Source organism: Streptomyces sp. NPDC096048 (genome assembly GCF_044763415.1).
Classification (GTDB): domain Bacteria; phylum Actinomycetota; class Actinomycetes; order Streptomycetales; family Streptomycetaceae; genus Streptomyces.
Genome location: NZ_JBIWGG010000004.1, coordinates 73,206 through 88,924, shown reverse-complemented (window position 1 = coordinate 88,924; position 15,719 = coordinate 73,206). Strand labels below are relative to the sequence as shown.

Annotated in this window: 16 protein-coding genes; 7 read left to right on the top strand and 9 right to left on the bottom strand. The window is 72.4% G+C overall.

Going from position 1 to position 15,719, the window contains the following annotated elements:
• Nucleotides 1–6: 6 nt before the first annotated feature.
• The 4 genes from ACIQ6R_RS11465 to ACIQ6R_RS11450 form a co-directional block, all read right to left on the bottom strand.
• A complete protein-coding gene (locus tag ACIQ6R_RS11465; RefSeq protein WP_404220441.1) occupies nt 7–1,329 on the bottom strand; it encodes a PP2C family protein-serine/threonine phosphatase in 1,323 nt (440 codons plus the stop codon).
• A gap of 284 nt (nt 1,330–1,613) precedes the next feature.
• A complete protein-coding gene (locus ACIQ6R_RS11460) occupies nt 1,614–2,633 on the bottom strand; it encodes a Gfo/Idh/MocA family protein (protein WP_404185652.1) in 1,020 nt (339 codons plus the stop codon).
• A gap of 117 nt (nt 2,634–2,750) precedes the next feature.
• Entirely contained in the window at nt 2,751–3,845 is a 1,095-nt protein-coding gene (locus ACIQ6R_RS11455) for a chemotaxis protein (RefSeq protein WP_404185655.1), read from the bottom strand.
• Between the two features lie 71 nt (nt 3,846–3,916).
• Nucleotides 3,917–5,521 (bottom strand): alpha/beta hydrolase, encoded by a 1,605-nt coding sequence (locus ACIQ6R_RS11450; RefSeq protein ID WP_404220439.1) that lies wholly within the window; start codon nt 5,519–5,521, stop codon nt 3,917–3,919.
• Between the two features lie 262 nt (nt 5,522–5,783).
• On the opposite strand from ACIQ6R_RS11450, the gene ACIQ6R_RS11445 reads away from it, so the two are divergent.
• A complete protein-coding gene (locus ACIQ6R_RS11445; RefSeq protein ID WP_404220437.1) occupies nt 5,784–6,485 on the top strand; it encodes a chaplin in 702 nt (233 codons plus the stop codon).
• A 304-nt stretch (nt 6,486–6,789) separates the two neighbouring features.
• Here the strand turns inward: ACIQ6R_RS11445 and ACIQ6R_RS11440 are convergent, their stop codons facing one another.
• Complete coding sequence (locus ACIQ6R_RS11440) at nt 6,790–7,281, bottom strand: nucleoside deaminase (RefSeq protein ID WP_404185664.1); 492 nt, start codon at nt 7,279–7,281, stop codon at nt 6,790–6,792.
• A 157-nt stretch (nt 7,282–7,438) separates the two neighbouring features.
• On the opposite strand from ACIQ6R_RS11440, the gene ACIQ6R_RS11435 reads away from it, so the two are divergent.
• Nucleotides 7,439–8,398: an NAD-dependent epimerase/dehydratase family protein gene (locus ACIQ6R_RS11435; RefSeq protein WP_404220435.1), complete on the top strand. Its 960-nt coding sequence runs from the start codon at nt 7,439–7,441 to the stop codon at nt 8,396–8,398.
• A gap of 13 nt (nt 8,399–8,411) precedes the next feature.
• Here the strand turns inward: ACIQ6R_RS11435 and ACIQ6R_RS11430 are convergent, their stop codons facing one another.
• Nucleotides 8,412–8,681 carry a GlsB/YeaQ/YmgE family stress response membrane protein gene (locus ACIQ6R_RS11430; protein ID WP_404185670.1) on the bottom strand — a complete coding sequence of 90 codons (270 nt, stop codon included), beginning with the start codon at nt 8,679–8,681 and terminating at the stop codon, nt 8,412–8,414.
• Between the two features lie 137 nt (nt 8,682–8,818).
• Nucleotides 8,819–9,259, bottom strand: coding sequence for an SPW repeat protein (locus ACIQ6R_RS11425; RefSeq protein ID WP_404185673.1), 441 nt, complete (start codon nt 9,257–9,259; stop codon nt 8,819–8,821).
• Between the two features lie 192 nt (nt 9,260–9,451).
• Between ACIQ6R_RS11425 and ACIQ6R_RS11420 the strand changes: the two genes are divergently transcribed.
• Nucleotides 9,452–9,619: a hypothetical protein gene (locus ACIQ6R_RS11420; RefSeq protein WP_404220432.1), complete on the top strand. Its 168-nt coding sequence runs from the start codon at nt 9,452–9,454 to the stop codon at nt 9,617–9,619.
• 156 nt (nt 9,620–9,775) lie between these two features.
• On the opposite strand, the gene ACIQ6R_RS11415 is transcribed toward ACIQ6R_RS11420, so the two are convergent.
• Entirely contained in the window at nt 9,776–10,834 is a 1,059-nt protein-coding gene (locus ACIQ6R_RS11415; RefSeq protein ID WP_404220429.1) for an acyl-CoA dehydrogenase family protein, read from the bottom strand.
• A 230-nt stretch (nt 10,835–11,064) separates the two neighbouring features.
• Here ACIQ6R_RS11415 and ACIQ6R_RS11410 point away from each other — a divergent pair, with 230 nt between their 5' ends.
• The 3 genes from ACIQ6R_RS11410 to ACIQ6R_RS11400 all read left to right on the top strand — a co-directional run bounded on the left by ACIQ6R_RS11410 (nt 11,065) and on the right by ACIQ6R_RS11400 (nt 14,561).
• Entirely contained in the window at nt 11,065–12,387 is a 1,323-nt protein-coding gene (locus tag ACIQ6R_RS11410; RefSeq protein ID WP_404220427.1) for an aldehyde dehydrogenase family protein, read from the top strand.
• 353 nt (nt 12,388–12,740) lie between these two features.
• Nucleotides 12,741–13,631 (top strand): glycoside hydrolase family 19 protein, encoded by an 891-nt coding sequence (locus ACIQ6R_RS11405; RefSeq protein WP_404185685.1) that lies wholly within the window; start codon nt 12,741–12,743, stop codon nt 13,629–13,631.
• Between the two features lie 30 nt (nt 13,632–13,661).
• Entirely contained in the window at nt 13,662–14,561 is a 900-nt protein-coding gene (locus tag ACIQ6R_RS11400) for an aldo/keto reductase (RefSeq protein WP_404220425.1), read from the top strand.
• Nucleotides 14,562–14,729: 168 nt separating this feature from the next.
• Here the strand turns inward: ACIQ6R_RS11400 and ACIQ6R_RS11395 are convergent, their stop codons facing one another.
• On the bottom strand, nt 14,730–15,185 hold the full coding sequence (locus ACIQ6R_RS11395; RefSeq protein WP_404220423.1) for a pyridoxamine 5'-phosphate oxidase family protein: 456 nt from the start codon (nt 15,183–15,185) through the stop codon (nt 14,730–14,732).
• Between the two features lie 124 nt (nt 15,186–15,309).
• Between ACIQ6R_RS11395 and ACIQ6R_RS11390 the strand changes: the two genes are divergently transcribed.
• Nucleotides 15,310–15,705, top strand: a complete 396-nt coding sequence (locus ACIQ6R_RS11390) for a VOC family protein (protein WP_404185694.1) — start codon at nt 15,310–15,312, stop codon at nt 15,703–15,705.
• Nucleotides 15,706–15,719: the final 14 nt, after the last annotated feature.

Sequence of the window (15,719 nt, the reverse complement as noted above, 5' to 3'; positions counted from 1 at the left end):
CGTTGACTAAGGCGCCACCCGGGCCACCAGCACGCAGGCGTCCGCCTGGCGCGGGAACCCGTCGAACTCCTCCGTCACGATCCGTACGCCGTCCTGAGCCGAGCCCACCTCGGCCAGACGTGCGGCGAGGGAGGGGAGTCGACGCACGTCTGCCGGTACGAGTTCGCCGGTGTGCAGGAGTAACAGGTCACCCGGTTCGAGGGTCGTCTCGGCCTGCCCGGCCAGTGCGCGCCCCGTCCCTTCGCGGAACAGCAGCGGGACGGGGTGTCCGGCGTGCGCCCACGCAAGGGCGCGGGTGCGGGGCCGGTAGGCGCAGTACAGGGCGGAGCGCACGGGCGGCAGGGCGGTGGTCTCGAGTAACCGGTCGAGTCGGTCCTGGAGGTGCGCGGGCCGGACACCCGCCATCGCCAGGCCGCGCAGGGCACCGATCAGCGTCGCCGGGCCCTGCGCCGCTTCGGCGCCCGGGACGACGAGGTCGCCGACGCTGAGCAGGGTCTCGTCGCCGGCGATCGGGCACGCGTCGTACCAGGCGCCGGACCCGGCCGAGTGGGCCGTCGACGGCAGGTACCCGGCGGCCAGGTCCAGGCCCGGCCGTCCCTGGTGCGGGAACCGCAGGAGGCCGTGCCAGGGCGGCGGCACGGCTTCCCGCGGTTCGACCGCGGCCCGTTGCCCGGTGTCCGCGGGCAGCGGCCGGCGTCGGAGCGAGTCACGGGTCTCGCTCACCGCCCGCTGGCTGCGGCGCAGTTCGCTGACGTCCCGCAGTACCGCCCACATCGAGGCGGTGCTGCCGTCGGCGTCGAGCACGGGCTCGCCCATCATGTGCACGGTACGCACGGTGTCGTCGGGGCGCACGACGCGGAACTCGCCGTCGATGGGCCGCGCGTCGACCAGGCAGTCCGTGACCATCGCGGTCAGTTTCGGCCGGTCCTCGGCGAGTACCAGGGACGGGAGTTCGTCGAGGCTCAGCGGGGCGGTGGCGGGGTCGCGGCCGAGGATCTGGAAGAGCTCACCGGACCACTCGGCCTCGTCCGTCAGCAGGTTCCACTCCGCGCTGCCGACCCGGCTGAGCAGCGAACCGGGTCGTGGGGCGGGTGCCGGGCCGTCCCGGAGCTGTGCCAAGTGTGCGTCGATGTCGCTGAGTTGGTGCAGCGCCAGATCGTACAGGGCGCGCTGCCAGCGTCCGTGGGGGCCCGTTCCCTCGTCCTGGCTGTCCCGTCGTACCGCGTCCACGTCGCCCCGCAGTCGCCGGGCCTGCGATATCAGGGCCTCGACCGAGTCGTGTCCCGGTGGCTGGGCGGCCGGGTGGTCCGCGGAGAGATGGGACGACATGACGCACTCCGATGTGCAGACGGTACGACCGAGGCGGGGACGAGGCTGGCGGAAGGACCGTTACGACTGTTGCACAGCCCGCGACGCCCCGTAAGGGATTTGGCGACACACGATACGGTGGTGCTCCGGGCATATGCCACAGTCTTCCCGGAGTGACTTCGGCACGTGAACGGCGTACGCGAGCCGAACGCCAAGTCGTAGGAGCCCTACGGGACTTGAAGGGTGTCAGGGCCTGGCGCCGTCGTCGTTCTGGTGTTCGTCGGACCCTTGTTCTGCGGCGGGTTCTACGACGGGTCGAGCGGTGCCGGGCGGGGTGCTAGGTCGACGGGTGTGCGGGCTCCCGTCTCCAGGGACCGCACGCCGGCCTCGGCGACCGCGGCGGCGGCGTACCCGTCCCAGGTACCCGGCCCGGTGACCCTGCCCCGCCGGGTGGCGTCGACCCAGCTCTGCACCTCGCGGTCATAGGCTTCGGCGAATCGTACGAGGTAGTCCTGCGGCACCTCCTCCCGGGCACCGCCCGCCGCCGTCACCACCATGGTGTGCGCCTCCCCGATCCGGGCGCTGCCCGCCTCGCAGACGGCCTCGCAGCGCACCTCGTAACCGAAACCGCAGTTGACGAAGACCTCCACGTCGACCAGCGCGCCCCCGTCGGTCTCGAAGAGCACGAACTGCGGATCGAGCAGGCCCTCGGGCGCGCCCGCCGACGGGCGCGGCCGGAGCACGGTCACCGCGGTCAGCTCCTGCCCGAGCAGCCAGCGGGCCGCGTCGATCTCGTGCGAGACGGAGCTGGTGACCAGCATCGCGGAGGTGAAGTGCGGCGGAGAGGACACGTTGCGGTGGACGCAGTGCAGCATCAACGGCCGGCCCAGCCGCCCGCCGTCCAGCAGCGACTTCAGCCGCCGGTACTCGGCGTCGTACCGCCGCATGAACCCGACCTGCGCCAGCCTCCGGCCCAGCCGCGCCTCCGCCTCCACCACGCGCAGCGCTCCCGCGGAGTCCGGCGCCAGCGGTTTCTCGCACAGCACCGGCAGTCCCCGCGCGAAGGCGGCCAGCAGCGCATCCTCGTGCACCTCGCCCGGCGAGGCGACCAGGACGGCCTCCACGCCCGGCGCGTCCAGCGCGGCCTCGACGTCCGGGTGCACGACGACCCCGTCGATCCCGCCCACGGCCTCCTTCGCCCGCTCGGCGTCGGGATCCGCCACCGCGGCGACCCTGGCGCCGTTCACCACCCGGTCGAGGCGCCGTACGTGATCGGCGCCCATGTGCCCCGCGCCCAGGACCGCCACACCCAGAAGTTCGCTCACGCTCCGCCGGCTCCTTCCCCGTCCGCCGCACACCCGCCGAGGGGCGGGTACAGGTACGGCGAACAGGGTTTCATGGTCGTCAAGAGGGGCGGAGCCTCCGGGACGCGGCGGTGGGCGTCAGTACCGCAGCACCCCCGCTATCCCGTCCACCTCCCCGAGCGCGCCGTCCGGCACGAAGCGGACGTCGGCGCCGGTCTCCAGGCACCGCTCGACGATCTCGTCCACGACGTCCTCGCGGGCGTCGAGGTCGCCGCTGTCCGCCGGGAGCAGGTGCTCGCCGTCGTCGCGCATCGTCACCTCGAAGTTCTCCTCGACGGCCAGCAGCCGGACCCGGCCGGCGCGGGCGCTCTCCCACAACTCGTCGACGCCGGCCGCGAAGTCCTTGCGCCCGCGGGCCGCGTCCAGTTCCCTGGCCACCGCCTCGACGGAGTTCCGCGCCTCGTCGTCGAGGACCGGCCGCACCGCCTGCCACACGGCCTCCGCCGTGCCGTGCGCGAGGCCCCCGTGCGGCACGAGGACCGCGTCCCGCACGGTGTTCCCGGTCTCCTCCAGCAGGGACAGCGCGGGCTGCGGTCCGGTGACGTACAGCGGCCGGGGACGCGCGCGCAGGACCCTGCCCATCACCGTGTCCGCCTCGCGCAGGAACCGGCGGGTGGTCTCGTCCCGGAAGGTGCTCGGCGCGTCGCCGATCCGTTCCTGGCGTTCGGGGTCGAAGTTCTCCGGAGGCCGGTCCAGAGGGAAGTCGCCGGTGCGGTCCTCGACGACCCGGCCCGCGCCGCCGCTCCACAGCGTGACGCGGTCGGCGGCGACCGACAGTACCCAGAACGGCCGTTCGGCGGCCTGCGCGGCGACGAGGTTGCGGGTCAGGAAGGTGTCCGACAGGACCACGCGCTCGGGGACGGAACGGGCGAGCGTCCAGACCTGGTGCTCACCCGGGGCGGCGAAGAGCGCCAGACCGTCCTCGGCGTGCGACAGATCGACCTCGGCGAGCGCCCGGTCGAGTTCCCTGGACACCTCCATGCGCCGTTCGCGGGTGACCGCCGGATCGTCCTCCAGCTGTTTCTTGGCCTCGGCGACCACGTTGCGCAGCCGCACGGGGTCCTGGGCGTTGTTCGGTTCGCGGCGGTGCGTCGGCGTCAGCACGGACACGGCCGGATACGGGCGGGGGCGCCGCAGTTCGGCGAGGGTGGCGGGACTCAGATCGTGCTCCATGTCAGCACGATAGGACTGATGGGCTTATCGGGCATTCGGAGCAATTCATCTGCCCGGTTCGGCCGTCCGGTTCAGTCGTCGTCCTGGGAGGTCCGGGAGGCCTCGGAGCCGCAGGAGCTGCCGTCGGGCGGCAGGGAGCCGTACAGCAGGAAGTCGTCGACCTTGCGGTGCACGCACTTGGAGGAGGCGTATCCGGTGTGACCCTCGCCCTTGTTGTCGAGGACCACCGCCGCGGGGCCGAGCCGCTCGGCCGTCTCCACCGTCCAGCGGTACGGCGTGGCCGGGTCGCCCCGGGTGCCGACGAGGAGCATCTTCCGGGTGCCGAGGTCCTTCACGTCGTCACGGATGTAGTCGGTGCCCTTGGGACGGCCGTAGCACATCAGCACCTGCGTGAGGCGGTACCGGCCGAAGACCGGAGAGGCCTCCTCGTACCGTGCGCGCAGCCGCCCCAGGGACCCCGCGACCTGGTCGGCGCTGGGGCGGTCGGGGTCGTCGGCGCAGTTGATCGCCATCAGGGCGGCCGGCAGGTTGTCCATCGGGACGTCCTCCGGGTCGGTGAGGCCGCCCCCGGTGCCCGCGGGAGTCCGCGCGCGGACCGGGAAGGTGACGCCACCGGACACGAAGCCCTCCAGGCCGCGGGTGTCGCCGTCCTCGAGCAGCTGTGCGAGCGCCCGCTGCAGTGAGGGCCACAGCTCCTCGCTGTACAGCGCCTGACCGATGGCGCCCACCATGTCCTGTCCGGAGAACGGCTCGCCGAAGCCCGTCGGTACCGGGTCCTCGTCGAGCGAGGCGATGACCTGTTCGACATGGCGCCGGGCCTGGCGGGCGTCCTGCCCGAACGGGCAGGCGATGTCCTCCACGCACCAGTCGAGGAAGTTCTCCAGCGCGGTCTGCTGCCCCCGCGCGCCGGTCAGCCCCTGTTCGGTCAGCGGTTCCGTCAGCGTGTCCACGCCGTCCAGCACCATCCGGCCGACCTTGTCCGGGAACTGCGCAGCGTAGACCGCGCCCAGCCGGGTGCCGTAGGAGAAGCCGAGGTAGTTGAGCCGGTCGTCGCCGAGCGCCCGTCGCATCACGTCCATGTCGCGCGCCGCGTTCACCGTGCCTATGTGGGGCAGCACCGGGCCGGAGTGCTTCGCGCACTCGGCCGCCGCCTCCCGCAGGCGCCGGAGCACGTCCCGCGGGTCGGTGAGCTTCGCGTCCCCGTCCGTCGCCTCCACGATGTCCAGCGTGGCCGGACCGCAGGTGACCGGCGAGGACCGGCCGACACCTCGGGGATCGAAGGTGACCACGTCGTAGCCGTTGGTCAGGTGCAGGAAGTCCTTGCCGCCGGCGGAGAGTTCGCTGACGCCGGAGCCGCCCGGCCCGCCGAAGTTCAGCAGCACCGAGCCGCGCGACTCACCCGTCGCCCGGTACCGCGCGAGGGCCAGGTCGAGCGTTCCCGCCTCGGGGCGGTCGTAGTCGAGGGGGACGGTGACCTTCCCGCACTGCAGGTCCTCCGGTACCTCCATGCCCTCGCACGCCGACCACTTGATCTTCTGCTCGTGGAACGGGGACAGGTCGGGCTCGGTGTCCCGTGCGGTCGCGGCGGGCAGCCCCGCACCCAGCAGGGCCAGCCCCAGCGCTCCGGTGACCGCGCAGCGCCGGACCGAGGGCCGAGTCGACAGCTTGGCCTGCATCGATGCCTCCCGGACGCCCCGTCGCGGACCGGTGGTCGGCGCCCTCGATCACCTTAAGCGGGCTTCGCTCACCTCGCCTCCGGGGCGGCGCCTCCCGGGGCGCACGAGGGCTTCGGCGGGCGTACGGACGCTTTACCGCTCGTTCGACGAAACGGCCACTCGATGGGGTGAAAGACCTATAAGCCATAACTCGGATGGTGCGCCCGCGTTTTAACCGGTGCGGGCGAGCGCCCGTGACCATGTCTGGAAGGCAGGGAACCTCATGAGAAGGGTTACCCGAAACGCGGTGTTCGCCGTCGCCGCCTCCGGTGCGCTGGCCGTGACGATGCCGACGTACGCGGCGTTCGCGTCCGACGGCGCCGCCGCCGACGGTGCCGCGGCCGGATCGCCCGGGCTGATCTCGGGCAACACCGTCCAGCTCCCGGTGGACGTGCCCGTCAACGTCTGCGGCAACACGGTGAACGTGGTGGGGCTCCTCAACCCGGCCGCGGGCAACAGCTGCGCCAACACCGAGGGGGCCGGTGCGACGGACAAGGGGTCGGCCGCCTCCGACGACACCGGCTCGTCCGGCGGTGCGGTCGCCGAGGGCGGCGGAAAGGATTCACCGGGCGTGCTCTCCGGCAACGGCGTGCAGCTGCCGGTCCACCTCCCGGTCAACGTCACCGGCAACAGCGTCAACGTCGTCGGCATCGGCAACCCGGCCGTCGGCAACGAGTCGACGAACACCTTCGGCGACCACCCCGAGTCCGAGCAGCCCCCCGTGGAGCCTCAGCCGGAGCCGTCCGCGCCCGAAGAGGGGCGCGCCCTGCCGAAGCCGGTCCCGCACGCGGCCCCGCCGCGGACGTCGGCGTCCCTCGCCCACACCGGGGCGGACCAGACCCTGCCCGCTCTCGCGGGCGGCGCGGCGCTCGTGCTGGGCGGGGCCGTCCTGTACCGGCGCTTCCGGCGCGAGGCCGGGAGCTGACCGAGACCGGACGGTCGTCCCGGGGCGCCGGACAACGCGCCGCCGGGACGATCCGCGCCACCGGGACGGCCCGCGCCGCCGGGACACGTGCGACCCCGCGGGGCGCGGCCGACGCCGCTCGGTGACTTCGTGCGTGGCGTCCTACGCCGGGGTGCGCCCCTCGTGCGCGGCCTCTTATGCCCGGGCCCGCCCTCGGATGTGGCGTCTAACGCCCCGGCTCATCCCTCACGTGTGGCATCCAACGCCCGGGCCCGCCCTCGGGTGTGGCGTTTTACGCCCCGGGCCGTCCCTCGTCCGTGACCTCTTACGCCCCGGCCCGTCCCTCGTGGAAGCGGCGGTGCAAGGCGCGGATCTCCCCGGTCAGTTCCGGTACCGGCCCGGTCACGGGGACACCGGGCGCCACCTCCCGCACCGCCAGCGTCCGCACCGGAGGTGCCGGCACGCCAAGCTCCGCAAGCCACTCGCCGAGCTGTTCCGACGAGGCGACGTACACGATGCGTCCCAGGCCCACCCAGGCGTGTGCCGCGGCGCACATCGGGCAGTGCTCGCCGGACGTGTACACCGTGGCGGCGGCCCGCTCCTCGGGGGTGAGACGGGCGGCGGACCAGCGCGCCAGCTCGAACTCCGGATGGCGGGTGCGGTCACCGGAGGCCACCCGGTTGTGGTCCTCGGCCAGCACCGTGCCGTCCGCGCCGACCAGCACCGATCCGAACGGCTCGTCGCCGGCCTCCAGTGCCTCGGCCGCCAGTTCCACGCATCGGCGCAGGTGCCGCAGTTCGGCGTCCGTCACGACCATGGCGTACGGCCCTCCTCGCAGTGTGATCCCCACCGGCACCCTACGTCCGCGACGTATTGCTATGGCTAATCGCGCGAGTTAGAGTCTCTAACAAGAGCGATCAGTCATAGCGGATCCCTCGTCGGCAGCGCCGAGGGAGCGAGAGAAGGGGACCACCATGTCCGACGCCACCCCGCAGCCGTACGCCCCGCACACCGTCCTGGGATCCGGCCCCGCCGGTACCGGGCTCGCTCGTGAGCTGGTCCGCAGGGGGCACCGCGTCCGTCTCGTCGACCGGAAGGCCGCCGGTCCCGCGATCGAGGGCGTCGAGCGGTTCGCCGCCGACGTGAGCACGGCCGACGGCGCCCGGGCCGCGGTCGGTGACGCCGCTGTCGTGTACCACTGCGTCAACGTGGACTATCACCTCCAGACGGAGGTGATGCCCCGCGTGCAGGCAGCCGTCCTGGCGGCCGTCGAGGCGTCCGGGGCCCGGCTGGTCGTCCTCGACACGCTGTACCCGTACGGCGAGACCGGGGGAGCGGTGATGACCGAGGACAGTCCCTGGCAGGCGACCAGCCGCAAGGGGCGGATGCGCGCGGAACTCGACGAGCGGTACCTCGCCGCACACCGGGCCGGCCGGGCTCGGGTGGCCCTCGGCCGCAGTGCCGACTTCGTCGGTCCCGGAGTGCTCAACTCGTCCCTGGGCGCCGCCGTGTTCCCGGGCGCGCTCACCGGCGGGGAGGTCCTGGGGTTCGGCGACATCGACCTGCCGCACAGCTACACGGACATCCGGGACGTGGCGGCCGGTCTCGCGACGCTCGGTGAGCGGCCGGAGGGTGACGGCCGTGTCTGGCATCTGCCCACCGCGCCCGCCGTCAGCACGCGCGAGATACACATGATGATCGAGAGGCGCGTGGGCCGGCCGTTGAACGTCACGGTGCTCGCGGAGCCCCGCCCCGTCGGCCCCTTCGACGAGCGGTTCATGGCCGAGTACGCGGAGATGTTCTACCAGCACACGGAGCCCCAGATAGTGGACTCCACCGCGTTCGAACGCTTCTTCGGGGTGGCCCCGAAGCAGCTCGCGGACACGGTGGAGGCCACCGTGACCTGGTACGAGGAGTGGCTCGGCAGCCGGTGACGGTCCCGAGTCCTCAGCGGCGCCCACGCGGCCGCGACCGGTCCAGCGCGGCCACGCCGACCGCGGCCAGGCCGATCTGGATGAGCCACTCGACCCAGTCCACGCCGTCGGTGTCGGCCACGTCGAACGCCGCCGCGATCCACGACCCGAGCAGCGCGGCCAGGATGCCGACGAGGATCGTCCACAGGACTCCGACGCGCTGACGGCCCGGGACGACGAGTCGACCCAGGACGCCGATGACGATTCCGATGACGATGGCACTGACGATGCCGTCGATCTCCATCTCCGCCCCTTCTTGTCAAGACCCCCGCGATACTGCGAGTGCCCGCTGCGGGCGGGCGCACTCCGCCCGAGGTCCCGGGGCGTGCGTGGGCCGGCCCGCGAGGGCGGGCCGGCCCGTGGTGTTCCCTTCCCGCGTCTCTAGGGCTTGCGCATGGTCTTCGCCGCCGTAGCGGCGCACACCGTCCCGAGGGCCAGGGTCAGGGCGCCGATGATGATGTTGTTCCAGATGACGCCGGCGTCCGGGTTCGTGCCGACGATCCACGGCGAGATGATCATCCAGATGCCGATCGCGCACATCGCCCCGCTGAGGCCGTACATGCGTTCCGGGGCTCGGGTGAAGCCGAGGGCCAGCAGGCCGATGGCGATTCCTATGATCAGGTTGTGGGCCACCAGTGAGGGTTGGCTCGTGGTGAAGTGGACTATCCACGGGGACACGGCACAGTACAGGCCGAGCAGGAACACCGGCCCGTCCACGAGTGCCACATCCCGACCGCCGAGCATGCGGGCGTAGCGTGCCTGCATTTCCGGGGCGTCGGGGTGGTTGGAGAGGTCACCTCGGGTGTGCGAGACGTTGGCCATGAGTCGTCTCCTTTGACTTACCGGGCCTTGACCGCGTCTGGTGCGGTGTGCGGTAACGCCGCATACGTCCATTCTGCTCTTATTTCTCCCTTATGTGTAGTCGTGGGGAGGTGGGACATGTCCATGCGGATCGGGGGCAAACGCTCAGGCACGAGAGCACAACGACACAGGGCAGTGGAGGTGGCCGCCGCTATGGGCGCGAAGGTATTGGAGCGATTTCCGGCGGGGTCGCCGCGCGGATCGTGGCCGGCGGAGGAGTACGCGGCCCGCCGCCGTGCGCAGGGCGAGCCCGCGACCGTCGTGATGGACCTGCAGTCGGACGCCTTCCTGGTGGTCGTCCAGGCCCGCGACGAGGACTGAACGAACGAGGATGAACAGGTGCCGGGGGAGGGGCGGTTGGGCGTTCCTCGCCCCGGCCGACGCTGTCCGTCCCGCCCGTGCGGCATTCGGGTCCGCTGTGCGGTGCGCGGCGGTGCGGGTGCGGGAAGGCGGCGGTGCGCCGTTGCCGCTCGCGGTCTAGAGCGACGCCAGTGCGGCCAGGTGGGCCTGACGCACGGGTGCCGTCTGGCCCTGCACCAGCAGGAACATCCCCTCCCGCGCGAGGCGCCCGGCCGGACTGTCCAGACTCATGGCCCGCCCGCCGCCGGCCACGACCGCCGCCGTCGTGGCCGCCCGCAACAGGTCGTACGCGCGCGTCCGCAGTGCCAGCCGTTCCTCGACGTGCTCGTGCGGCACGGGATGGTCGGCCAGTGCGTACGCCCGCGCCCTGACCTCGTCGAGCCGGGCGCGCAGCGAGCGGGCCGTGCGCCGCTCGTCCGCCGTGTCGCCGAGCAGGTCCAGCGCGGCGTACGCGACGCCGAAGACGGCCGGGGAGGTGTTGGTGCTGCGGGGCAGGTCGACCCGGGCGAACTCCTCGCGCGGAGTGCGCAGAACCACGGCGTCCTCCGGCACCCGCAGGGCGTCCAGCTCCACGGACACCGTCCGTGCCGCCGTCAGCGCCGCGAGCCGCATGGGCGGTGATGGCCGCAGTCCGGGCCGCTCGCGGGCGTCGGTGAAGGCGAACACCACCTCGTCCGCCTCGGTCACGCCCGCGAGCAGCATCACGTCGTTCAGACCCCAGCCGGTGTACCAGGGGACGGTGCCGTCGAAGCGCAGGCCGCCCCGCTCGTCGGTGGCGCGCACCTGGACCCGGGACACGGAGCGGACGTGCGCGTAGGCGATGCCGCCCAGCAGCTCGCCGGTCGCGAGCGGACGTAGCAGGCGTTCGCGTGCGGGGAGCCCGGGCTCCGCCTTCGTGAGCAGCCGAACCGGCGTGTGGTGCTGGGTCTGCACGAACCACGTCGAGCAGCACGCCCCGGCCAGGATCTCCGCGACCTCCCGGGCCACCGGGTCCGGGGCACCGGCCCCGCCGTACTCCTCCGGAGCGCTCACGCCGAGGAGCCCGGACCGCCGGACCGCCTCGATGTGGCCGGCGGGCACACCTTCCTGGTCGACGCGCCGCGCGGAGGGTGCGAGGAGCCCGTCCGCGAGTCGGCGTGCCTCGGTGACGAGCGGGTGGAGTGGAGTGGTGGTCATGGAGTGATTGTCGCGATCGGGCCCCGACTGTGACGAGGACGTACGCGAAGAAGGCACCGCGGCCCGGGAATGTATTTTGGTACCTGAAAGGTTGGCTATTACATCCAGTCGTTATCGATCCAGTCGTTCAGTCGCCCAGTCGCCCAGTCGCCCGGCCGTCCCGTCGCCCAGTCGTCCCGTCGATCGAGCCGGTGTCCGTCACCGTATTCCCCCCACCAGCGAGGCACACCGTGAACCATCCCGCCCCCGAGCAGCCCGCCGACGTCGTGGCCCGGCTGCGCGCCACGTTCCGCACCGGCCGCACCAAGCCTGTCGAGTGGCGCACCGCACAGCTGCACCGGCTGCGCGCGCTCCTCACGGAGAACGGCCCCGAGTTGGAGGCCGCGCTCCACGCCGACCTGGGCAAGAGCGCCGCCGAGGCCCAGCGCACGGAGATCGGCTTCACCGTGCGCGAGATCGACCACACCCTCGAGCACCTCGCCGAGTGGCTGCGCCCCGAGTCCGCCCCCGTCCCGGCCCACCTCGGCGCCGACGCCACCGCCTGGACGCAGTACGACCCCCTCGGCGTCGTCCTCGTCATCGCGCCTTGGAACTACCCGGCCCAGCTCCTGCTCGCCCCGGTGGTCGGCGCCCTCGCCGCGGGCAACGCGGTGGTCGCCAAGCCCAGCGAGTTGGCCCCGGCCACCTCCGCCGCGCTGGCCCGCCTGCTGCCCCGGTACCTGGACACCGAAGCCGTGGCCGTCGTCGAGGGCGGTGTCCCCGAGACCACGGCCCTCCTCGCCGAGCGCTTCGACCACATCTTCTACACCGGCAACGGCACCGTCGGCCGCATCGTCATGCGCGCCGCCGCCGAGCACCTCACGCCGGTCACCCTCGAACTCGGCGGCAAGTCGCCGGCCTTCGTCGACCGCGACGCCGACCTCGACGTCGTCGCCGCCCGGCTGGCCGGCGGCAAGTTCCTCAACGCGGGCCAGACCTGCGTGGCCCCCGACTACGTCCTGACCGACCCGGAGACCGCCGCCGCTCTGGAGCCGGCGCTGGTCCGCGCGGTCGAGGGGCTGTACGGGGCCGACCCGGCCCGGTCCGCGGAGTACGCGCGGATCGTCAACGAGCGCCACTTCGACCGGCTGACCGGCCTGCTGGACTCCGGCCGGGTGGTCGTCGGCGGCGGCAGTGACCGGGCGGAGAAGTACATCGCGCCGACCGTGCTCGCCGACGTCGCCCCCGGGGCTCCGGTGATGCGCGAGGAGATCTTCGGCCCGATCCTGCCGATCGTCACCGTGCCCGGTCTGGACGAGGCGATCGATTTCGTCAACGACCGCGACAAGCCGCTGGCCCTCTACGTCTTCAGCGAGTCCGACTCGACCCGGGAGCGGTTCGCCGCCGAGACGTCCTCCGGCGGTCTCGGCCACGGGCTGCCGCTCGCCCATCTCACCGTCTCCGACCTGCCGTTCGGTGGAGTGGGGGAGAGTGGCATGGGCAACTACCACGGCCGCTACTCCATCGAGACGTTCAGCCACCGCAAGGCGGTACTGAAGAAGCCGCTCAGCTGACCGGCGCGCGATTCCGGAGAAGCCGCCGAGCCGACCGGCACGCGGCCCGGGGGAGGCTGCCGAGCCGACCGGCACGCGGTCCGGGGGAGGCTGCCGAGCCGACCGGCACGCGGTCCGGGGGGAGGGCGCCGAGCCGACCGCGCGAAGAGTCCCCACCAACCCGGCCGGGAACCGGCCGGGTTGGACTGGTCTACACCCTTGACTGGTACAGACCAACGCGGTTGAGTGTGCCTCCACACCCCCCACCACGGCCGCCCCCCGCCGTGGCCGGTCGGCCGGCCACGCGCGCACAAGGCTCCGCTCCTTCTGCCCTTGTACGGGAGCGGCCGTGCTCCGCCGAAGGAGGCAGACCCGTGTCGAGGCGCCGTATATCCGCCCTGGTGACCGTACTCGCCCTCGCGGGAGCCGTGCCCGTGCTCCTGCCCGCCACCGAGGCGTCCGCCGCCGCGTGTTCGAGCTACCCGGCCTGGTCGGCCGACGCGAACTACAACGCCGGCGACATCGTCCGCTACACAGACGGCAAGGCCTACCGGGCCGAGCACGCCAACCCGGGCTACGACCCGCTCATCAGCACCTGGTACTGGGAGCCGTACGCCTGCGACGGTGGCTCGGAGACTCCGGTCGGCAACTTCGTGGTGTCCGAGGCCCAGTTCAACCAGATGTTCCCGGGCAGGAACTCCTTCTACACGTACAGCGGTCTGACCACCGCGCTCAGCGCCTACCCCGGCTTCGCCAACACCGGCAGTGACACCACCAAGAAGCAGGAGGCCGCGGCCTTCCTCGCCAACGTCAGCCACGAGACCGGCGGACTCGTGCACATCGTCGAGCAGAACACCGCCAACTACCCGCACTATTGCGACTGGAACCAGCCCTACGGCTGCCCGGCAGGCCAGGCCGCCTACTACGGGCGTGGTCCGATCCAGCTCAGCTGGAACTTCAACTACAAGGCCGCGGGCGACGCGCTCGGCATCGACCTGCTGAACAACCCCTGGCTGGTGCAGAACAACGCGGCCGTCGCCTGGAAGACCGCCCTGTGGTACTGGAACACCCAGTCCGGGCCCGGCAGCATGACCGGCCACAACGCCATGGTGAACGGCGCCGGCTTCGGCCAGACGATCCGCTCCATCAACGGCTCCCTGGAGTGCGACGGCAAGAACCCCGCGCAGGTGCAGAGCCGTGTCACCAAGTACCAGCAGTTCAGCCAGATCCTCGGCGTCTCACCGGGTGGCAACCTCTACTGCTGAGCCGTCTTCGGTGTGTGCGAAACTCCGCCGATGACCTCGGAAGCGATCACCGCGGAGTCCGCGGGCACCTGGCACCTCGGCGACCTGCCCGTCCGCCGCGTCGGCTTCGGCGCGATGCGGCTGACGGGCAGTGCCGCCTTCCACCTCGGTACGCCGAGCGACCGCGGGCGTTCCCTGGCCGTACTGCGCCGGGCGGTCGAACTAGGCGTCAACCACATCGACACGGCCGCCTTCTACTTCTCGTCCCTGCGCTCCGCCAACGAACTGATCAACAGCGCGCTGGCGCCCTACACCGACGACCTGGTGATCGCCGCCAAGGTCGGCCCGTACCGCGACTGGTCGGGGGAGTGGGGCACCTCCGCCCGGCCCGAGGACCTGCGGGCCCACGTTGAGGAGAACCTGCGCCAACTCGGCCGGGACCACCTGGACGTCGTCTACCTGCGTCGCATGCGGCAGGACTCGATCGCCGAGCACTTCGGCGCCCTCGCCGAACTGCGCGAGGCGGGCCTGATCCGCCACCTCGGCATCTCCGACGTGGAGCCTCGGCACCTCGCCGAGGCCCAGGCCATCGCCCCCGTGGTCGCGGTCCAGAACCGCTACGGCCTCGGCTTCCACGACCCCGTCACCGACGAACTTCTCGCCCGCTGCCGAGAGCAGGGCATCGCCTTCGTGCCGTTCTACGCCATCGCCGGCGAGGCCGGACCGCGGGGCGCCGGCGCCGCCCACGAGGACGAGGTCCGTGCGGTGGCCCGGGCGCACGGCGCGAGCCCGGCGCAGGTGCGGATCGCCTGGACCCTGCACCAGGGCCCGGGCATCCTGGCCATCCCCGGCACCGGCAACCCCGACCATCTCGCCGAGAACGTCGCGGCCGGCGCCCTCCGCCTCACCGAGGAGGATCTGACACGCCTCGACGACGTACGGACGGGCTGAGGCGCCCGGGCGGGCCGAGTGCCCGGGCCGACCGAGGCGGCGAGCCGGCTGAGGCACCCGGACCGGCCGAGGTGCCCGGACCGGCCGAGGTGCCCGAACCTGCTGAGGTACCTGGGCGGACCGAGGCGCCTGAACGGCTCGTCGGGCGCCCGTCACCGGCTGCGCGCGCTACACGGTCCAGGCACCGTCCCGCATGATGCGCCGCTGCTTCAGCTCGTGCTCCTCGTGCCACGCCTGCACCGCGAGCGGGCGCACCCGGAACCAGGCGTACGACGCGCTGTCCCCGCGCGGATCCCAGCCGGTCTTCGCGAGGAACGCGGCCGCCGCGGAGGGCGCCTCCCGCAGGCCGAACGTCTCCACCTCGCCGTCGATCAGCACGACGTCCCGGGTGTGCCCGAACGCCAGCCGGGCCCGACCGCCGTCCCGCAGGTTGCGGCCGGTCGGATTGGTGAGCCGCGTGCACAGCCAGACCGACTCCCCGTGCCACACGAACCACAGCGGGACCATGCACGGCAGCCCGGCGGCGTCCGCCGTGGCCACCCAGACGTCCACCTCCCGTTCCAGACGGTCCAGCACGTCCTGCTTGCGCTGCCCGGGCTCGCGCGGCGGTGCGGTGATCTTCATGGCCGTGACGGTAGTGGACGGGCCGCGCCCGCGCCTCGGGCCCGGGACGTAGGACCAGGGACTGGCGCCGCGGTGGGTTTTACGTATAACCTCTCCCGTCAATCGCCCCTCCCGAAAGGCTCCGATGAGACGCATCGCCCTGGTCACCCTCGTCGTCGACGACTACGACGAGGCGATCCGCTTCTACACCGGGGCCCTCGGCTTCCGCCTCGCCGAGGACGCGCCCCGGCCCGACGGCTCTCGCTGGGTCGTCGTCGAACCCGGCGGTGCGGCACCGGGCACCGCCCTGCTGCTGGCCCGCGCCAAGGGGGAGGCTCAGCGCTCCCGGATCGGCGACCAGACGGGCGGGCGGGTCGGCTTCTTCCTGTACACCGACGACTTCGCCCGCGATCACGCCCGCATGACGGCAGCGGGTGTCACCTTCCTGGAGGAACCCCGGCACGAGCCCTACGGCTCGGTCGCCGTCTTCCAGGACCTGTACGGCAATCGCTGGGACCTGCTCCAGCCCGCCGACTCCTGACCTGCCCCGCACCG